This window comes from Shimia sp. SK013, from assembly GCF_001292625.1.
Lineage (GTDB): Bacteria > Pseudomonadota > Alphaproteobacteria > Rhodobacterales > Rhodobacteraceae > Shimia.
The window spans coordinates 135,180-152,821 of the sequence record NZ_LAJH01000026.1; the positions used below are offsets into that span (position 1 = coordinate 135,180).

Sequence of the window (17,642 nt, forward strand, 5' to 3'; positions counted from 1 at the left end):
TGATACACGCGTCGACGGAGACGTGGCCGAGTGGTCGAAGGCGCTCCCCTGCTAAGGGAGTAAACGGGGAACCGTTTCGAGGGTTCGAATCCCTTCGTCTCCGCCACTAAAATGGCCTCGTGAGTGTCATTGGTACGGAAAATTCGAGTATTTTCAAATGGGTAAGACTTTCTTAACCCTAAACGGAATAAGATTTTCGCATGATATCCCGCATGGAATCCCGCATTTCATAAGGAGCTGAGCTCATGGGACTGACCTTAGATCGTGGCCGATACTATTTCGTGCTGAACGTGCCTGATCATCTATTTGGTAAAGTACTTGGCCGGTCCGGGCAGCCTGTCCGTCAAATCCGTCAGGCCCTAAAAACAGCTGATTTGACTGTTGCAAAACGAAGGGCCTTTGAAGTCGAGGAACTTAAACAAGCTGAGTGGGCGCTGCTGGAATGTGGGGAGGAAGCCCTCGCATATGAAAAATACGAGGCCGCGAAAAAGGTAGCCGAGGGGCGTGGGTTTGTTTTCATGCCGATGTCTGAAATTCTGGCCTTGCCTATCGAGGAAAGTATCGCGCGCATCGAGGCAATTATGCCAGATAACAAATTGGCCCCGCACCCCGTTATTCAGGCTCTTCTCGGGACTATTCCACGCGCTCTCCCCACCTTGTCCCAAATTCTCGCCGACTACATTGAACTGACGGCAACAAAACACATCAGGAAATCTGAGCGGCAAAAGCATCTCTGGAAACTTCCAAGGACGCGTGCCGTTGCGAACTTCGAAGTGGCTGTCCCAGAGCGAAGGGCGTCGGGGATCAATGAAATCACCCGCGCTGATGCCCTGAAATTTCGGAAGTGGTGGGCCACTCGCGTTGATTCAGGCGAAACACGGGCAGAAACGGCGAATAAGGACTTTGGCCATCTTTCCCAACTGTTCCACGAATGGTGTGAGCTAAAGGGTCATACCGAGTTCAACAATCCATTTGCGAAGATGCGTTTTGATAAAGCCGTCGATCCTCTCGTTTCCCGTCCGGCATTCTCACGTGAGTGGGTGTCGGAGAAGTTGCTCGCAAAAGATGCTTTTGAAGGGCTGAACTTTGAGGCCGCCGACGCTCTATTGGCGATGGTCAACACCGGCTTGCGGCCCTCCGAAGTCCTCTCATGCCCGTTAGAGGATTTCTGCTTGTCCGAAGAGATCCCCTTCATTCGTGTCGCTCCCAACGGGCGGGAACTCAAACAACGCCATACGGCACGTGAAATCCCTCTTCTCGGCATTTCTCTGGACGCAATTAAACGTATTGTTGCGCGTGGCGGGATCAAGCGGTATCGGCACAAAGCCAGCCATTGGTCGAGTTTGGTGAACAAGTTCCTGGCAAACAACGGGCTGAAAGAGACACCAGATCACACGGCCTACAGCTTACGCCATTACGTCGAAGATATGCTGTTGTCTGTGGGCGTGGATGACCGCGTGCGGGCCGATATCCTTGGCCATAAGTACCAACGGCCTGTTTATGGCTCCGGTGGTGGTCTGCCGATGCGGCGGGCTGCTCTCGCTAAGATTGCCCTCTAACCCTGCACCTTGTTCCAAATTTTTGAAATAACTCCATTATCGGCGCTCGCGGTTACAACTATAACAACCACAACCCAAACGCCCAGCATTGAGTTCTGTCTAACTGTCTGTGGCAGCGGGGTGCGAATATACCCACGCAACAAAAGGCCAGGAAGGACCCAAACTTTCACACTGCATTGTCAGTAGAGGGTAGGGTAACACTTTGTGAGCCAGTACTGAAAGAGGCTGACGTTTCCCCTGTAGGTCCTCCCCGTCCTCCCCAAGAAGATTTTAGGACAGTATATAATATACTTAGGGGAAATTCACTTTCCCCAAACCCTCCCCAAGGTCTCCCCCTTGCTTCCCCAATTCAATTGGGTTTGCCGTCCTGATCTGGGCCATCGACCAAAATCATCAACGACGCTGGAAAAATACCCATTCGTGCGGAGTTATTTTGGGTCCGTTTAGGCGAGACGCATATAGCTGCCCTCAAAAATCTAGAGCTCATCCACATCCGTTACCTCCAAGACAAGTCCAGGACTTTCGAATATCCGTTGGATTTTCGGGTCTCATAACCCTTCTCAGTCAGCAATCGTTGAAATGTCCACGATTTCACGTGAGCAGTCCCATTGCAGTCAGCCCAATCAATGAACCGAGTATAGAGCTCCTTTAGGTCCAAGCGTTTTCCAATATCTGACCGCGTTACGTCAGCAAGGAATTCACCCACTGGGTCGGCTTGGCGCAGCAGCCTATCCCTGAGGGCCAGCATCATCGGTGGAGGGTCAATGCCCGGCGGCGCACCTTTGCCTTTATCCAACCGTTCGGCATATTTCTTGTACCCCGCGAGCATCCAATTCAGAATTCCCGACAATTCATCTTGAAGAGCCGCTTCAACCTTGCGCGGGTCTTTGCGCTGCTTCTCGGGCAGTTTGTGCAATTCAACGTCGAACGGAATAAAAACCAAGCGGCGGCGCAGCCCTTCGTCCTCCTCCACAATCCGTGGCGTTCTGTTGAATTGGAGCACTGGGATCGCAGTCGGCGTGTATTTGAAGGGGTTTTGGTGAAGCGCGCGGGCCATTCTGGCATCCCCTCCGGTAAAGCCCTTTATAGCCTTCCCCGAAAGCGTGTCCGTCATCCCAGGCTCTGAGGCATAAACCATCCTCGCCGACGGCATGTTCATTTCCTCAGGCGTTGCCCTGCCCGCGTGTTGGGTTGCTGTTTTAAGGAAGACTTCAATCGGGCAAGGGACGGCATAATCACCCAGAACTTTAGAAAACACATTCAACAGGGTGGATTTTCCGTTTCCTCCGGAGCCGCGAAACAAAAGCATGGCTTGGCTATTGTTACGGCCAAACAGCATCGCGCCTGCACACCTTTGAAAGCAGGAACGAACATCATCGTCCAGGAACACGGTGCGCAACATGGCTTTGAAATTTGGACAGGTTGCAGTTGGGTCATAGGTAACGTTTGCCGCCCGTGTCGGTCTATGTTCGCGAAGGTGTGCTCCAAAAAATGCATTGGCCCAGACCCCCATTGCGGAGGCATTTCGCTTGCGTTGCGCTGGGAACCCTGGACTGTTGGCGAATGCATCCAGATCAATACAGCCGTTTGTGACAGTGAAGAGTTCTGGGGCCAGATCCAATTGATCAATCGAGACAGCACACTCAGTTTTTAACGCCTCAAGCGCGTGCCTACGCATGCTCATGTTGCCGCAACGGTTAGAAAAACGAATTAGATCATCGGGAAATGGATGCTCGCTGCGGTCAAAAGTATGCTTTGTACGGTCAAGTTCACGAATGGCCTGGGCCTCTTCAGCCACCAGCTCGCCAAGCGTTGCTGCAAGTTTTGCAGCTTCGATCTCTCCTTGTGCAAGATCATATTTGGAGCCGTTCCAGACAGCCCACCCTCGGCTGACAATATTGATTATATTGTCCCCATATGCCGCTTTCAGACGACGTGCATTTCCCAAGTCATTAAGGGGCTGTTGGGCCCGCTTGAGGAGCATTTCTACCCTTTCACCAACACCTTTTCTTGTTCGAGATCCAGTTTCATCAAACACGTCAAAACCCTCCTCAATCTATTGAAGAAGGTGCCTAAATGGTAAACCTAGTGTTAACAGGTTGAATTTTTTACGGTGCCTCCAAAACGCGCTCCAGTATTTGAGCTACCCTCACGCACTCCGAGGTATCGCGGCATTAAGGATACTTTCCTGATCAATGGGCTGAAAATCAAAAGCGCAGTGATCAGGAGGGGGGGAGGCAGTCATTCGCCGCGATGTACACCAAAGGCATAGTTGCGGGACAAAGCGTAAGTTCGCTGCTCTTGCACCAAAATGGCAGCTTGTTGCGCTTCGCTGACGTCAGAACAAGAGTGAGAAACGTATTATTTCTCACTTGGTTTGAGATACGTCCAAAGATTACCTTTAGGTAATGGACCTTTGTTGCGCCCCCCTTGTTGGGTCTGCTCCCAGGCGTGTGCCAGGATGCCAACTGACCGAGACAGGCAGAACAGTCCGCGCGCGAGTGGGGCTTCAAAGCCAAGCTCGGCGTAAATTACGGCGGTCGCGCCATCAATGTTCATCGGGATCGCCCGGCCTTTGATATCTGACAGGTGTTCCTCGATCCGCTGTGCAATGTCTCGCGACCCGCCTGAAACCACACCGTTGTCTTGTGCAATTTTTACCAGTTCCATCAAGCGCGGAGCGCGCGGATCGCGTGTGTGAAAGCGATGCCCGAAACCGGGCATGTATTTTCCATGGTGTGCTGTCCAATGCTCTACAGCCCGCCCTGCCGCTGCATCCGGCGTGTCACCTTCATCAACAAAGGACAATGCAAGCCGGTAAAGAGAGACTGCCTGCTCGCCTGCACCACCATGCACATCGCCCAACATGTTTATCCCTGTCGCCATGGCGCTGTTCAGCCCGACCCCGCAGGTCGCGGCCATACGGGCGGCGGCGATGGATGGTGCCTGTGGGCCGTGATCAACGGCTGCCGTCAGAGCCGCTTCAAGCAACCGCGCCTGACCCTCGGATGGCAGATCGCCGCGCAGGCAAAGCCAGATCATGTCCACGAATCCGATCGTGCCGATCAAGTCCTGGATAGGGCGGCCACGTATGTCGATTTGGTTCGGCTCCATCCGGATAAGGGCGGTCTGCCACCAATCCTCGGCTTCTTTGCGTCCTGAGGGGTCCATCATATCGCGCCTTCCTTTTTCAGGGTCGAGATCTGGGCATTGTTATAGCCGAGCTCTGTCAGAATTTCGTTTGTATGGGCGCCCAATGTGGGGGGAGGCGAATTGACTTTAGGGGCCATGCCATCAAGCTTGGCACCGATGCCGACCAGTTGCAGATCCTCAGGGCCAATTCGGTGGGTTTGCAGCAGGCCCCGATCAGCAAGTTGCGGATGCGCCAGCGCTTCGGGCACCGACCAGACAGGGCCTGCGGGAACGCCCTGTGCAGTCAGTTTTTCGACCCAATCAAGGGTGGGGGCGGTTGCAAAGGCCGCTTCTAGTTCGGCGGTCAGGGCGGCGCGGTTGGCCAGTCGGTTCTTTCGGTCATCAAAACGCGGGTCCTGGGCAAGGCCGGGTTTGCCGATTATTTGGCACAAAGCCTCGAATTGTTCCTGCTTGTTGGCCGCAATGTTCATCACGCCATCGGCGGTCCGGAACGTGCCAGACGGGCTGGCGGTGAAATTGACATTGCCGTTCGGCGTGGGGGTCTGCCCGGCGATCAGATGGTTCGAAACCACCCAACCCATTGTCGCAATGACGGCCTCAAGCATCGAGACGTCAATGAATGTGCCGCGATCTTGTGCCTTATTGGCAAGGGCGGCGGCCACGGCAAAGGCCGCTGTCATACCGCCAATGGTGTCGGCCATCGGGTAGCCCACCCGGTAGGGGGCGGTGTCACCGTCGCCGGTGATCGACATCACGCCACTCATCCCTTGTACAATCTGGTCATAAGCGGGCAGTTTCGCCAGCGGGCCATCCTGACCGAACCCAGAGATAGCACAATAAACAAGGCGGGGGTTTTCACGGGCCAGCGTATCGTAGCCAAGGTTCAGGCGTGCCATCACCCCGGGGCGAAAATTCTCGACCAAGGCATCGGCTTTTTGCACCAGCTCCCTCAGAATACGTTTTCCGGATGTCGATTTCAGGTTCAGCGTGATTGACCGTTTGCCCGGGTTTTGCGCCAGAAAGGACACGCCCATCAGATCGGCGTTGCGTGCGGGGTCAGCCCCAAGCTGGCGCGCAAGATCACCGGTGCCCGGGGTTTCGACCTTGATTACCTCGGCCCCCATATGGGCCAGTTGGTGGCAGCAGAACGGACCGGCGAGCACATTGGTCAGATCAAGAATGCGAATGCCCTTCAATGGTGCCTGCGTCATTGTCCGCGCCCCTCGTGCACAACCTTGGCTGCAGTGAAAAATTCACGGCAATAGCTGCCTTTTTCCGGCGCACCATAGGATGATCCTTTACGGCCGGTGAATGGGGCGTGAAAATCCATGCCTGCCGTGGGCAAATTGACCTGTATCATACCTGCCTCAGCGTTCTGCGAGAAATGGTCGATCTTGGCCACATCCCGCGAGACGATGCCCGCTGATAAACCGAATTCGCAGTCGTTGGCGGTGGCAAGTGCGGCATCATAGTCCGGCACGCGCAACACAGCAGCAATCGGGCCAAAGATCTCGTCACGCGCTATTGCGGCCTGTGGTGACACATCCGTAAACAGGGCAGGTGCAAAGTAATGTCCGGGAGTTGTCGATGTCACTTCGCCGCCGCCTGCGGCAAGTGTTGCGCCGTCAGCCACTGCTTGGGAGATGTATCTTTTGTTTATGGCCAGCTGCGGCTCACTGGCCACCGGGCCAATCTGGGTTTTCGGCGCGCGCGCATCACCGACCCTAAGGTCTTTCATTGCGGCACAAAGACGGTCCACAAATGCGCCGTGTATTCTCTCTGTGACGATCAGGCGGGATGAGGCGGTGCATCGTTGGCCGGTTGAGAAAAAGCTGCCCTGCATGGCGCAGTGAACCGCCAGATCCAGATCCGCATCATCCAGCACAATCAATGGGTTCTTGCCCCCCATCTCAAGTTGCATTTTGGCCCCACGCGTGAACAGCGCGGCACCAATCTTGCGTCCGACAGGTGTGGAGCCGGTGAAGGTGACACCGGAGACCTTGGGGTGGTTAACGATCGCTTCCCCCACTTCACCGCCCGTACCCATCACAAGATTGAACACGCCCTCAGGCAGGCCCGCCCGGGCAATGATGTCGGACAACATCCATGCCGATCCGGGCACCAGTTCGGCAGGTTTGAACACAACCGTGTTGCCATAGGCCAGTGCGGGTGCGATTTTCCATGCCGGAATTGCCAGCGGAAAATTCCACGGTGTGATTACGCCTACGACGCCAATTGGCTCGCGGAGAACCTTAAGCGACACACCTTCGCGCAGAGATTGGTAGATATCGCCGGTTGTGCGATACGCCTCGGCCGCAAAATATTTGAACAGATGCCCGGTGCGATGCGCTTCTGCCTTGGCCTCAGCTAGGGTTTTGCCTTCTTCGCGGGCCAGCATATCGCCCAGCTCGTCCACACGGGCGAGGATTTCTGACCCAATGCGGTCCAGCGCTTCGAACCGTACCAGAGGCGATGTCGCACGCCATTTCGGAAAGGCAGCGGCCGCGGCTTCGATCGCGTCAACAGTCTGGTTGGCACTAGCCTGAGCATAATGACCAATCGTGTCGTTCAGGTCCGAGGGGTTGATATTGGGCGCGGCATCGTGGCCTACGGCCCATGTTCCGGCGATATAGTTAGGGAACAGGTCGGCAGTCATAGCACTTCCTCCAGAACTGGTCGCCACCCGATATCTTCATGCCGGTGGTCCACAGTGTTCACGTAAAAATAGGTCGGGCCGTGATAACCTCGGCATACCCGCCCGTCGGCGCGGCTGGCGACGGGTTCGGCCGTCCAACTGACCGCACCGAACCAATTCCACAAACCGTTATGCGTGGAGTTCAGATGATCCGGGCCAAGCGGGGTAGTATTATCTGTTGCATCGGGCTTGGGTGCGTTCGACGCGGTACCGCCCACAAACGCATCCCATTCATTGGGTCGGGTCGCTCCCTGATAGGGGTCATCACAGGGGGTATTACCGCCGGTCAGCAACCGGCAGCGAAACTGCCTGCCATCAATCGACACCTCTTTACCAAAGACATACCCGGCCTGATCCAAATCCTGCCAGCTGACGCGGGTCAGAAGCATCCGGTCGGCCACAAGGTACCGGATGCCTCCCCGCTGAAACACATGCCAGTTCAGACGCTCAGAAGGGTCTCCGGGGCTGTCTATAAGGGACCAGTTGTCCCAATCCGGGTCACGTTCGAACTCGGGGATATTACCGGGTTGCAGACCCTCGTAAGGACAAAGTGCTGCAAGATCCGTGATCCAGGGTCGGGTTGCCGGGGCAAGGACCTGTCCTGCATGGGATAGCCCACCGAGCGGCTGGATTCCGATGTATTCCATCATATCCCTGTCACCGGCTGAGTGCGGAAGCGGCGCAGGATACGGAACAGCATTTCCGCCGCCAGAAATTCCGTGCGCTCTGACGGGTCAAGCGGCGGTGAGACCTCGACAATATCCAACCCTCCCAAGGGTGCCTCAGCCAACCCGTCGAGCATATCATAATACTGACGAGGTGTGATGCCGCTATGTACGATGGAACCTGTACCGGGAAGATAACCGGCGTCCATTGCATCAATGTCAATCGACAGATAAAGCTCGTCGCAACCCTGCATGGCATGTGCAAGGGCCTGGCGCATAACCTCTGCCGCCCCAATTTCATGCACATCAGAGGCCGAAAACACCCGACCGCCCTGTTTTTCGATCAGGGCCAGATCGCCGCCATCGACCCAGCCTGCGATGCCGACCCAGACCATATTTGACACATCAATGTTGGGCAGTTCAGAAATCCGGCGCGCATTGGTCGCGTGGTTGTGGCTGCCCCATGCGCCCAGCCGGTCGGAGAAATCCAGATGACCGTCGATCTGGATATACCCAAAACGTGCGTTTGGCGCGCGTTTAGCCAGCCCACGGGAATACCCCAGACAGGCTGGAAAGCTGTTATAGTGATCACCGCCCAGTGCCAGAGGGATCGCGCCTGCAACGGTCAATCCTTCGGTCATTGCGGCGATGGCCTGTGTCGTTGCATCAACGTCTTGCGCCGTGATCTCTGCGTCCCCGCAATCGACCAACCAATCCGCTGCAGGCACGGTATGGCGGCTCGTGTCAGGGTCAAAGCTGCCCCCCTGCGGGCGCATGGCTTGCAAAAGGGTTGTCGCCCTGCGCAATGCTTCGGGTCCGAGTCTTGTGCCAAGACGGCTGGAATGTGTCCAGTCGCTCGGCATGCCCACCACGCCGATTTGGTCCATACTGACATCGGCCACGTCGCGTAAAGGCCCATCAAACAGCCGATATCCCGGTTGAGTCAGGGGCGGGTGGAATGTTGTAATCGCTTCAGTCATGTCAGTACATTTTCCTCTGAAGTTAGGCGCCCCGGATGATCAATCCCAAATCCGAGGCGCGCATAAATAAATGCCAGAAGAGCCGTGACCATAAGTCGTTGGCCAACCTTCACCACACCCATTCCGGGCCTGTTCGGGTTCAGACCGGTCAACATGATGGCGCTGACCTCGTGCTGTCCCAGGGCGCTGAGCCATTGCACCACTGTATCAAGATCGCAGCCACCTAACCGGGGCCGATCACAAAGCGCGCTGAGCGATGTTTCAAACACGGAAAGATCAAACCGCACAAACAACGGCTTTGATACATCCCGCCATTGGGTAAACGCTGCACGCTGCGCGGCAGTATCCAAGGTGCAGGTCGTGCCCCCCCCATTAAGCAAGGGTGCTATCTGAAAATCGCACGCATCGCCTGACGGACCGCCAAGCTGCGCTGTCTGACACTCAGGGAGCGCGCTCTGCACTGTCTCGGACAGGCGATCCGACCCACCCAATATTACGGCACAGGCACCATTGCGGCTGATCTGACTTGTTGCCGCCCTCAATGCCGCGTGGATTTCGTCTTCGGGCCCCGGCGATATATCTCCGAGGTCACATAACCGCTCATGCAGGCCGTCGGTCTGAATGTCTTGTCGCGCATCAATATCAACCGGGTGGCTGAACTGCGGGTTTGCATGCCAGCCAAAATAGACCGAGGTTTCGCGCAAAGCGCGCGGTGCCAGAGACTGGCCAGCATGGGGTGCGCTGGTGTCCTCAAACGGGATGCCCAGCACCGCCAGATCGCCAGGCCTGACATCGCAGATTGCTTTGGTTTGCGCGCGCATGAACGACAAATGCCCTGCCATGCGCGGCAATGGGGCTGAACGTAAAGGCATCAGCGCGCTCCTTTCTCAAGACGCTCGGCCACCGCCTGCAAGATAGCCAGCGCCGCCCGGGTTTCCGTGCTGCCGCGACTGTCTAACGCGGGGGCAAGCCCAAAAACCGCTGCGGCGACAACATTGCCCGAGGTGGTGTCAATTTGCGCGATCATCTGTGCGGGCGACAGCCCGGTCAGGCGACGCGGTTGCGATACCCAGTTGGCCGCAAGCTCTTGTAAATCCACAGACAGGATGACCGGTTGGGTTTGGGACAGATTGCCCGCAATGCCCCCTGTTACCGAAACGACAGGAACATCCGCACCTGTGACCTTCTGTGCAGCGATACCAAGCGCTTTCAGGCCGCTGGAATCGCCGCCAACCAGCACCAGTCGCGCGCCGGTTTCTAGAACCGCCGCACATTGCGCGATGACTATGGAAAAATGCTTGTCCCGCTCAAGCGGAAATACGTTTACATCCCCCAGATCAATTGCATTCGGTGGTACCTTCCCGGGCCGGGAGGCATATCGCAGCTGCCTTGCGAGGTAGCGTTGCCCCGCCGCTGGCCGGTCGAGATTGTCACAAAAATATCCTGCCATCGCGATCTGGCCAGTCACGAGGTCTTCCAAATCGCCAACAGGTGCGCCCAGAAAACTGGGGATCGTATCAAATTGTATGTGCGCCGCTTCACCCATTGTGCAATGCCGCGTTGAGGGTTTCAATTGCCGCCAATTCCGACATGCCCCGCGTGTCGCGGGCAGGTGCAAGGCCAGTGATCACAATCGCCTGCCAGCTACAGGACATAGCCCCGATGACGGAAACCAACGTTTCGGGTTTCATCCCGCCGGGATTAAGGCCGACAGCACCGGCCGCATGCCCCAGATCAATGACCGATATGTCGATCCAGAGAACAGCGCGCTCGGGCATGTCAAGAGTGTCGGCGTGCCCTTCATCCAACTGCCGGGCGGTACGCCAGGCCATCGTGCGCTGACTGATCTGATCCCAGACATCGGCAGGTTGCCCGCCGTTCAAACCCACCCAGATCGTGTTTGCTGGTCGCTCTATGAGATCACGCCGGGCCAGTGGCATGGCCGCGACAACCGGCAGATCAGGCAAGGCCCGCAGCACCGCCGAGGCAACATCTGACGCGCCGCCCAGAACAACTGGCACAATGTCGTGATCCACCATTTGCGTCACAAGCTGCATCAATACGCCGGACCAATCGCCCGACAGGTCCAGATTTCCCAGATCCCGGCCATTTGCAGGCAGATCGGTTCCAAGCTGTTGCGTCATCCTGCGTAACGCATCCGGTGCCAAGGAGGCGCCGGAACGCGGTCCGCTATCGACTTCGCTTGGAACACCCAAAACCCCGATATTGCCCGCCTCACATTGCGAAAACTCGCCAAATGGCAGACCGGCATATCCGGTTATCATCCATCGTTTCTGTGCATTATTCATTGCCAGATGCCCCCATTGATTGCGATTTCCAATTGCGTCCAAACAAGCTACAAAAAGCCACGGATTTGCGTCGAAAGGTCTGCCTATGCCCAACAAACCCCAAGCCCCGGACACAACAGGTGGTGTCGAAGCGGTTGAACGCGCATTGCGTGTGCTGGACTGCTTTATGCCCGGTGATGCGGGTCTGTCTCTGAAAGAGGTTGCGGACCGCAGTGGTGTCAACAAAGCGACAATCCTGCGTCTGAGCGTCTCGCTTGAAAAGTTTGGCCATATCACGCGAGACGCCGAAGGCTTGTTTCACCTCGGGCCGTCTTTGTGGCGTCTTGGATCCGTATTTCGCCAGAACCTGCGCATGGGGCCTATAGTGCGCCCGGTGCTGGCGAACTTGGTGAATGCCACGGGGGAAAGCGCGTCCTTTTACGTGCAGCGCGGCAACTCCGGCGTTTGTCTTTACCGTGTCAATTCGCACAGGCTTGCGCGGGATCATATCGAAGAGGGCGAGATCATTCCGCTGAGCATGGGCGCGTCGGGCCAGGTGCTGGATGCCTATTCCATCCGACAGGGCAAACAGGCCACCAGCATCCGAAAGGCCGGGTATTATCTTAGTCTCGGCGAACGTGATCCAGACGTTGCTGGATTGTCTGTCCCGGTTCTTGGGCTTGAGGGCGAGCTGCTGGGTGCAGTCAGCCTGTCGGGTCTGCGCGTTCGCTTCAGCGAAACCGCTGTCGAAGGCTATCGCGCTGCGGTGCTTGATGCCGCTCGCCAGATCCGGGCCGAGATTGGTGAGATATAAAGAGCCCATCAATTGTCAACATTCTTGCTGCGGCCAATCAACTGAACGCCGATGAGCGCCGCGATCGACACGACAATCAGGCAGGTAGAGATTGCGGCAATGGTAGGATCAAGCTGATCACGCAGGGAATTGAACATGCGGCGGGTAATTGTGGCATTCTCCCCGCCCGAGACCAGCATCGAAATCACAACCTCGTCCAGCGATGTGATAAAGGCCAAAAAGGCCCCTGTTTGGATCGAGAATTTGACTTGCGGTACAGTTATTGTCCACAACGCGTACGCTCGGGACGCACCCAGGCTGCGCGCCGCCAGTTCCTGATCGAAATCATAGTTCTGCAAGCCCGACATCACGGTCACGATCACAAAGGGCAGCGCCAGCGCGGTATGGGCGATTACAATTCCGGTAAGCGTGTAATTGAGCCCCAGCTTGGCATAAAGGCTGAACACGCCTACGGCGATCAGGATCACCGGTACGACAATGGGCATGATCACGAGGATCTGCGCAGTGCTCCTGATCCGCGGGGAGGAACAATGCAGGCCATAGGCACAAAGTGAGCCTAAAGGTGTCGCAATCGCCACGGTCAACACCGCCGCTATCAGGGAGGTCTTCGTGGCGCTCATCCATTCTGGGGAGGTGAAATAGGTCTCGTACCAGCGAAACGAAAACGACGTAGGCGGGAACTCCAGAAATGAGGCCCCCGAAAACGACATCGGGATCACGATAAGCGTGGGCAGGATCAGAAAGAACAGCACCGCGGTGCCGACGACCGTCAACCAAAGACCGTCAATTTTACGTTGTCCAACTTGTTCCATTTTCAGATCCTTAGCGCATGAAGAGTTTGTCGAGACCGAAGACACGGTTCATCAGCCAGATCATCGCCAGTGCCAGCAGCAGCAGGACAACGCCCAAGGCGGATGCCGCACCCCAATTGGAATAGACTGTGATCGTGCTTTCGATCCGCTGTGCAAGCATTTGCACCTTGCCGCCGCCCAACAATGCAGGTGTGACGAAAAACCCAAGTGACAGGATGAAGACCAGCACGATGCCGGCAAAAAGGCCCGGTAGGGACATCGGGAAAAACACCCGCCAGAATGCCCCGCGCGGGCTGGAGCCAAGCCCCACAGCGGCCCGGACCAAGTCGGTGTCAACGCTACGCATGGTGGCATAAAGCGGCAAGACCAGAAACGGCAGCATGATATGTACCATGCCGATGATTGATCCCGTGAGGTTGTGCGCCAGCTGCAGCGGTTCCTCAATTATGCCAAGCGACATCAGCGACGAATTGATGATGCCATTACGCTGCAACAGCACCAGCCAGGCGTATGTACGCACCAGTACCGACGTCCAGAACGGGACCAGCACGAAAACCATCAGAATGGCAGCTGTTCTGTCCGGCACCTTGGTCAGCCAGTAACACAGCGGATATCCGAGAAGGACACAGATCACCGTCACGGCGATGCTGATCTGAAAGGTGACAACAAAGGTCCGTCGATACAAAGCGCTTTCAAAGATACGCGCATAATTTTCCATGCTCAACTCGCCCGCGGCATTGTAAAACGAGAGCGAAGACAGCCAGAAAACCGGCAGAAACACGACAACCAAAATTGCAAGCACTGCGGGCAACGAAAGCCCGAAAAACGTCATGCTTTCACGGCGTTCTTCGGATTTGAGCGTACTTGCGTTCTGATGCGTCACAGCCCCCTCATAGGTCTCGGCAACGCTCATGACACATGTTCCGGTACGATAATCGTGTCTTCGGGATGCAGGGCAAGGCCAATCTGCTCTCCCTTGGAAGGCAGCCCAGTCTGGCCAGCGCGATTGGCAGGGACGCGTACATTGATCTGGCCTGCGCTGTCGTGCTGAACCATAACCAGCACGCTGTCGCCTTGATAAATGATGTCATTGACGCGGCCGGATAAATCATTGGCAGTTTCAGGCACAGCACCAGAGGTGACCTCCAACAACTCAGGCCGGATCACCAAGCGATGTCCACCGCTACCGTGCGCAATGGGTAAATCAGATTTCAACACACGCCCATTGAGTTGCGCCGTATCGTTGGCCACTTTCACCGGCAACGAAATTGATTCACCGATAAAATCCGCCACAAAGAAACTATGAGGCTGACGATACAGCCGCTCAGGTGTCTCGACCTGTTCGATCCGACCATGATTGACCACTGCAATCCGGTCTGACATGGTCAGGGCTTCGCGCTGGTCATGGGTCACATATACAACGGTTGCATCCAATTTTTGATGGAGCGCCTTCAATTCAATTTGCATATGTTCGCGCAGTTTTTTGTCGAGCGCGGACAGGGGCTCATCCATCAGGATGATCTGCGGCTCGAATACCATGGCGCGGGCAAGAGCCACACGCTGTCTTTGGCCGCCAGACAATTGGTTGATGCGCCGATCCCCATAGCCGCCAAGCTGTACAGTATCCAGTGCACGCTCGGCGCGTGTCTTTTGATCGCTTTTGGAAACTCCGCGGATTTTCAGTGGATAGGCCACGTTTTCGGCCACCGTCATGAATGGAAACAACGCATAGCTTTGAAAAACCATGCCAAGGCCGCGTTTGTGCGGCGGTGTCGCAATCATTTCGCGATCGCCAAACCGGATCGATCCGCCATCAGGACGCATAAAACCAGCGAGTGCCATCAGAAGAGTCGTTTTACCCGAGCCCGACGGCCCAAGCAGAGTCAGGAATTCGCCTGCAGCAATATTCAGCGACACATCATCGAGCGCTTTGACCGGTCCGTAGGCCTTGCACAGGCTGGATATTTCGATGGGAAGGGATTGGGCAGCAGATGACATAGGGGCTCCTAACCTGACAAAAATGGGCGCAGTGCAAAATGCACTGCGCCAAAATGGATTACTGCTGGATCAGCGTGTCAAACTCTTCAGTCAACTCACCCAACTGGCCGATGTAAAAGGTCGGGTCGACCAGAAGCTGCTTGCCGTAATTGTCGGGATAGGTGTTGACCAGCAAAGCCTGCTCCTCCGAGATAATACCGGTGTCAAACGCACCTGTATTCACTGGGCCCAGCGGCATCGTGACCGCCAGCCGCGCCTGCGCTTCGGCACTGAGCAATTCATTGATTAGGCGCATAGCATTCTCGACGTTTGGCGCGCCCTTGGGTACGAGCAGACAGTCAACATCCATCGTGCCACCATCGAATGCATAGGCGACTTCAATGCCGGATGCGATGACACTTTCCACGCGGTTATGGCCCATGTGGATCACGTCTACCTCACCATCACGCAGCAATTGTGCGGATTGCGATCCGCCACGATACCAAACGGTGACTTCGGGAGCGATCTCTCCCAATTTGGACCAGGCGCGCTTCATGCCCTCGTCCGTGGCCAGCGTGTCGTAGACTTCTGCCATGGGCACACCATCGGCCATCAGGGCAGCCTCAAGGTTATAATTCACCTTGCCATGCATGCTGCGCTTGCCAGGGAAGTTTTCCAGATCCCAGAACTCTGCCCAATTGGATGGACCATTGTCGCCAAAGGCATCCTTGCGATACGCGATCACCTTGGTGAAGTTGATGAAGCCGATGTAGTTTTCATGGATCAGCTCTTCGGGGATACCCGTTGTGTCGACAATCGAATAATCGATCGGCTCAAGGCTGCCCTCTCGGCTGAGTGTTTCACACGAGGGCAAATCCTGCTCAGTCACATCCCAAGCGACGGCACCCGCTGTGATCTGCGCGCGCACGTCCTGAATACCGTTTGTCGTATCTTCCTTGACCGTGACATTCAGTGCGCTGGCTGCAGGTTCCAGCATCGCTGAGCGCAAGGCATCCTGAAATGAGCCTCCCCAGGACGCAAACACCACATCACCTTCGGCGAAGGCAGGCGTGGCAATGGCTAGGATACTGGCTGCGAGACCCGCGGTGATCGTAAATTTTCCATTATTTTTCATGATGTTAAACTCCTAATTGTTGGTTGGTTGGCTTGCGGGTTCGCGGCATGAGCGCCCCATCTTTTATTACTCCAACATTTCGCTGAACAAAACGTCATTTCATTTTTACTAGTGTTAATGCTAGAACTGGTCAAGGATTCTTTTGAACCCGCAGGATTAACCCTCCCGTTAATGGAGCCACAGAGCCGGGCGAAACGTCGTATTTCGCCCTTATGCCCTGTGCCCATCTCGCTTCGATCTTGCGCATATGGTATCGAAAGCAGACTTTACCTGTCCCCAAGACTTTGTTGCACAAATCGACTGAGGGGATTCATGTTGTAAATCCAGCGTGATAGTCCGTTTGCATGAGCAAACCGATAGCACCGACCTACAAGCCGAAGAATTGGCCGGATTATAATGCTGCGCTGAAGCAGCGTGGATCACTGACAATCTGGTTTGATCCCGCTATGAGTTGGAAGCCAGAACCATCCGGAAAGCGTGGTTGGCAACCGATCTATGGCGATGCCGCCATCCAAACCTGTCTAACGATGAAGGTGCTGTTTGGTACGGCCCTCCGGCAGACGACAGGCTTTGTGGAAAGTCTCCTGCAACTGATTGGTTTGGATTGGGCAGTGCCGGATTTCAACATATTGTGCCGCCGCCAAAGAACCCTGCCGGTCAACATTCCCTATCGGGGATCACGGGGTACGCTGCATCTCTTGATTGATAGCATAGGCATCAAGGCAGAGGGTGATGGCCAATGGAATGCGCGTAGGCATGGCGATCCCAAACGTCGCCTATGGCGCAAGATCCACATTCCTTGCCCGGCAGGCGAATTGATCATTCGCCGAGAGGGGGATCGGTGAACAAACACTGAAAATTCGGGCTGTGGAGGTCACCACTAACCACATTGGAGACGCGCCCATGTTGCCGGACCTTCTGCAACAGATCCCAGCCGATCAATAAATCGGATCGGTGAAGGCAGATGGTGCCTACGACACGCGCAAATGCCGTCATCCCGCCACGCAAGAATGCCTGGCCCTGGAAGCTAAATTCGGCCGGTGCAATTGCCCAGAACGAAGCTGTGCGGGCCAACAAATACCTCGGACGGGCGCAATGGCGACGATGGAGCGAATATCACCGGAGGAGCTGCGCCGAAACCAAGATACATTTTGTGAAACTGTTGGGGTATGCGGCGCTGGGGTCCCAAGTCACGGTGGTTGAACTATTTGACCAAATCGTAGTCGGCGCTGACGTTGAAGCAGTGGGTATTTTGCAAGCGGCCTCGGAGGAACAGGGTGTTCTCATCCACACGGGCACCAAAGTAACCCAAATCACAGCCACCAAAGCTGCGCTAACGCTCACCTGTGAAGGCGAGTTTGAAGGCCCTATTAAAGCAGATGCAATCATTCAGGCCGTTGGGCGCCGTGCGAATGGCGCGCTAGTGGAGGTTGATGCTGCTGGCATATCTGTGGATGGGTCCAGTGTAATCACCGTAGACAAGTCATGCCGCACCGTACAGCCGCACATTTTTGCCATTGGTGATGTGACTGGCAATCCTATACTGGCTCACCGCGCGACGCAT

General features: G+C 55.9%; 15 protein-coding genes, 1 tRNA gene and 1 pseudogene. 4 read left to right on the forward strand and 13 right to left on the reverse strand.

The annotated features are described in order from the left end of the window. Nucleotides 1-16: 16 nt before the first annotated feature. Together SHIM_RS18265 and SHIM_RS18270 are read left to right on the forward strand one after the other, a co-directional pair. Nucleotides 17-106: transfer RNA gene (locus SHIM_RS18265), tRNA-Ser, on the forward strand. Between the two features lie 139 nt (nucleotides 107-245). Then, complete coding sequence (locus tag SHIM_RS18270) at nucleotides 246-1,559, forward strand: DUF6538 domain-containing protein (protein ID WP_054004118.1); 1,314 nt, start codon at nucleotides 246-248, stop codon at nucleotides 1,557-1,559. Between the two features lie 496 nt (nucleotides 1,560-2,055). On the opposite strand, the gene SHIM_RS18275 is transcribed toward SHIM_RS18270, so the two are convergent. The 9 genes from SHIM_RS18275 to SHIM_RS18320 all read right to left on the reverse strand — a co-directional run bounded on the left by SHIM_RS18275 (nucleotide 2,056) and on the right by SHIM_RS18320 (nucleotide 11,361). Beyond that, the gene (locus SHIM_RS18275; protein ID WP_152926603.1) at nucleotides 2,056-3,597 is read right to left on the reverse strand and encodes a DNA primase family protein; all 1,542 of its coding nucleotides are present in this window, start codon (nucleotides 3,595-3,597) and stop codon (nucleotides 2,056-2,058) included. A gap of 323 nt (nucleotides 3,598-3,920) precedes the next feature. Further along, on the reverse strand, nucleotides 3,921-4,733 hold the full coding sequence (locus SHIM_RS18285) for a citryl-CoA lyase (RefSeq protein ID WP_054004121.1): 813 nt from the start codon (nucleotides 4,731-4,733) through the stop codon (nucleotides 3,921-3,923). Continuing rightward, nucleotides 4,730-5,923: a CaiB/BaiF CoA transferase family protein gene (locus tag SHIM_RS18290; protein WP_054004122.1), complete on the reverse strand. Its 1,194-nt coding sequence runs from the start codon at nucleotides 5,921-5,923 to the stop codon at nucleotides 4,730-4,732. Before SHIM_RS18290 ends, SHIM_RS18285 begins: the two co-directional genes overlap by 4 nt. Beyond that, nucleotides 5,920-7,368 (reverse strand): aldehyde dehydrogenase family protein, encoded by a 1,449-nt coding sequence (locus SHIM_RS18295; protein ID WP_054004123.1) that lies wholly within the window; start codon nucleotides 7,366-7,368, stop codon nucleotides 5,920-5,922. The genes SHIM_RS18290 and SHIM_RS18295 overlap by 4 nt, the downstream gene beginning before the upstream one ends. Next, entirely contained in the window at nucleotides 7,365-8,054 is a 690-nt protein-coding gene (locus SHIM_RS18300) for a hypothetical protein (protein ID WP_152926604.1), read from the reverse strand. Before SHIM_RS18300 ends, SHIM_RS18295 begins: the two co-directional genes overlap by 4 nt. After that, entirely contained in the window at nucleotides 8,054-9,052 is a 999-nt protein-coding gene (locus SHIM_RS18305; RefSeq protein WP_054004125.1) for an agmatinase family protein, read from the reverse strand. The genes SHIM_RS18300 and SHIM_RS18305 overlap by 1 nt, the downstream gene beginning before the upstream one ends. Continuing rightward, the gene (locus SHIM_RS18310) at nucleotides 9,049-9,924 is read right to left on the reverse strand and encodes an arginase family protein (protein ID WP_082358467.1); all 876 of its coding nucleotides are present in this window, start codon (nucleotides 9,922-9,924) and stop codon (nucleotides 9,049-9,051) included. The genes SHIM_RS18305 and SHIM_RS18310 overlap by 4 nt, the downstream gene beginning before the upstream one ends. Then, nucleotides 9,924-10,598: a hypothetical protein gene (locus SHIM_RS18315; protein WP_054004127.1), complete on the reverse strand. Its 675-nt coding sequence runs from the start codon at nucleotides 10,596-10,598 to the stop codon at nucleotides 9,924-9,926. The genes SHIM_RS18310 and SHIM_RS18315 overlap by 1 nt, the downstream gene beginning before the upstream one ends. Beyond that, nucleotides 10,591-11,361, reverse strand: coding sequence for an arginase family protein (locus SHIM_RS18320; RefSeq protein ID WP_054004128.1), 771 nt, complete (start codon nucleotides 11,359-11,361; stop codon nucleotides 10,591-10,593). Before SHIM_RS18320 ends, SHIM_RS18315 begins: the two co-directional genes overlap by 8 nt. Nucleotides 11,362-11,446: 85 nt before the next feature. On the opposite strand from SHIM_RS18320, the gene SHIM_RS18325 reads away from it, so the two are divergent. Further along, a complete protein-coding gene (locus SHIM_RS18325; protein ID WP_054004129.1) occupies nucleotides 11,447-12,154 on the forward strand; it encodes an IclR family transcriptional regulator in 708 nt (235 codons plus the stop codon). Between the two features lie 8 nt (nucleotides 12,155-12,162). Here SHIM_RS18325 and SHIM_RS18330 read toward each other — a convergent pair whose 3' ends face one another. Genes SHIM_RS18330 through SHIM_RS18345 form a run of 4 tightly spaced genes read right to left on the reverse strand, consistent with a single transcriptional unit; the run spans nucleotide 12,163 to nucleotide 16,078 of the window. Then, nucleotides 12,163-12,966 carry an ABC transporter permease gene (locus SHIM_RS18330; RefSeq protein ID WP_054004130.1) on the reverse strand — a complete coding sequence of 268 codons (804 nt, stop codon included), beginning with the start codon at nucleotides 12,964-12,966 and terminating at the stop codon, nucleotides 12,163-12,165. Nucleotides 12,967-12,976: 10 nt separating this feature from the next. Next, nucleotides 12,977-13,879: an ABC transporter permease gene (locus SHIM_RS18335; RefSeq protein ID WP_054004131.1), complete on the reverse strand. Its 903-nt coding sequence runs from the start codon at nucleotides 13,877-13,879 to the stop codon at nucleotides 12,977-12,979. Then, complete coding sequence (locus SHIM_RS18340; protein ID WP_054004132.1) at nucleotides 13,876-14,964, reverse strand: ABC transporter ATP-binding protein; 1,089 nt, start codon at nucleotides 14,962-14,964, stop codon at nucleotides 13,876-13,878. The genes SHIM_RS18335 and SHIM_RS18340 overlap by 4 nt, the downstream gene beginning before the upstream one ends. 58 nt (nucleotides 14,965-15,022) lie before the next feature. Next, nucleotides 15,023-16,078 carry an ABC transporter substrate-binding protein gene (locus SHIM_RS18345; protein WP_054004133.1) on the reverse strand — a complete coding sequence of 352 codons (1,056 nt, stop codon included), beginning with the start codon at nucleotides 16,076-16,078 and terminating at the stop codon, nucleotides 15,023-15,025. Between the two features lie 344 nt (nucleotides 16,079-16,422). Here SHIM_RS18345 and SHIM_RS20590 point away from each other — a divergent pair. Beyond that, nucleotides 16,423-17,588 (forward strand): annotated as a pseudogene (locus SHIM_RS20590) (IS5 family transposase); the annotation flags it as partial. Between the last annotated feature and the right edge of the window lie 54 nt (nucleotides 17,589-17,642).

What these genes read in the sequence shown, in the direction of transcription:
- SHIM_RS18290 (WP_054004122.1), bottom strand. Translation starts at nt 5,923, where the DNA reads ATGACGCAGGCACCATTGAAGGGCATTCGCATTCTTGATCTGACCAAT.
- SHIM_RS18285 (WP_054004121.1), bottom strand. Translation starts at nt 4,733, where the DNA reads ATGATGGACCCCTCAGGACGCAAAGAAGCCGAGGATTGGTGGCAGACC.
- SHIM_RS18330 (WP_054004130.1), bottom strand. Translation starts at nt 12,966, where the DNA reads ATGGAACAAGTTGGACAACGTAAAATTGACGGTCTTTGGTTGACGGTC.
- SHIM_RS18320 (WP_054004128.1), bottom strand. Translation starts at nt 11,361, where the DNA reads ATGAATAATGCACAGAAACGATGGATGATAACCGGATATGCCGGTCTG.
- SHIM_RS18335 (WP_054004131.1), bottom strand. Translation starts at nt 13,879, where the DNA reads ATGAGCGTTGCCGAGACCTATGAGGGGGCTGTGACGCATCAGAACGCA.
- SHIM_RS18340 (WP_054004132.1), bottom strand. Translation starts at nt 14,964, where the DNA reads ATGTCATCTGCTGCCCAATCCCTTCCCATCGAAATATCCAGCCTGTGC.
- SHIM_RS18315 (WP_054004127.1), bottom strand. Translation starts at nt 10,598, where the DNA reads ATGGGTGAAGCGGCGCACATACAATTTGATACGATCCCCAGTTTTCTG.
- SHIM_RS18295 (WP_054004123.1), bottom strand. Translation starts at nt 7,368, where the DNA reads ATGACTGCCGACCTGTTCCCTAACTATATCGCCGGAACATGGGCCGTA.
- SHIM_RS18270 (WP_054004118.1), top strand. Translation starts at nt 246, where the DNA reads ATGGGACTGACCTTAGATCGTGGCCGATACTATTTCGTGCTGAACGTG.
- SHIM_RS18305 (WP_054004125.1), bottom strand. Translation starts at nt 9,052, where the DNA reads ATGACTGAAGCGATTACAACATTCCACCCGCCCCTGACTCAACCGGGA.
- SHIM_RS18325 (WP_054004129.1), top strand. Translation starts at nt 11,447, where the DNA reads ATGCCCAACAAACCCCAAGCCCCGGACACAACAGGTGGTGTCGAAGCG.
- SHIM_RS18310 (WP_082358467.1), bottom strand. Translation starts at nt 9,924, where the DNA reads ATGCCTTTACGTTCAGCCCCATTGCCGCGCATGGCAGGGCATTTGTCG.
- SHIM_RS18345 (WP_054004133.1), bottom strand. Translation starts at nt 16,078, where the DNA reads ATGAAAAATAATGGAAAATTTACGATCACCGCGGGTCTCGCAGCCAGT.
- SHIM_RS18300 (WP_152926604.1), bottom strand. Translation starts at nt 8,054, where the DNA reads ATGGAATACATCGGAATCCAGCCGCTCGGTGGGCTATCCCATGCAGGA.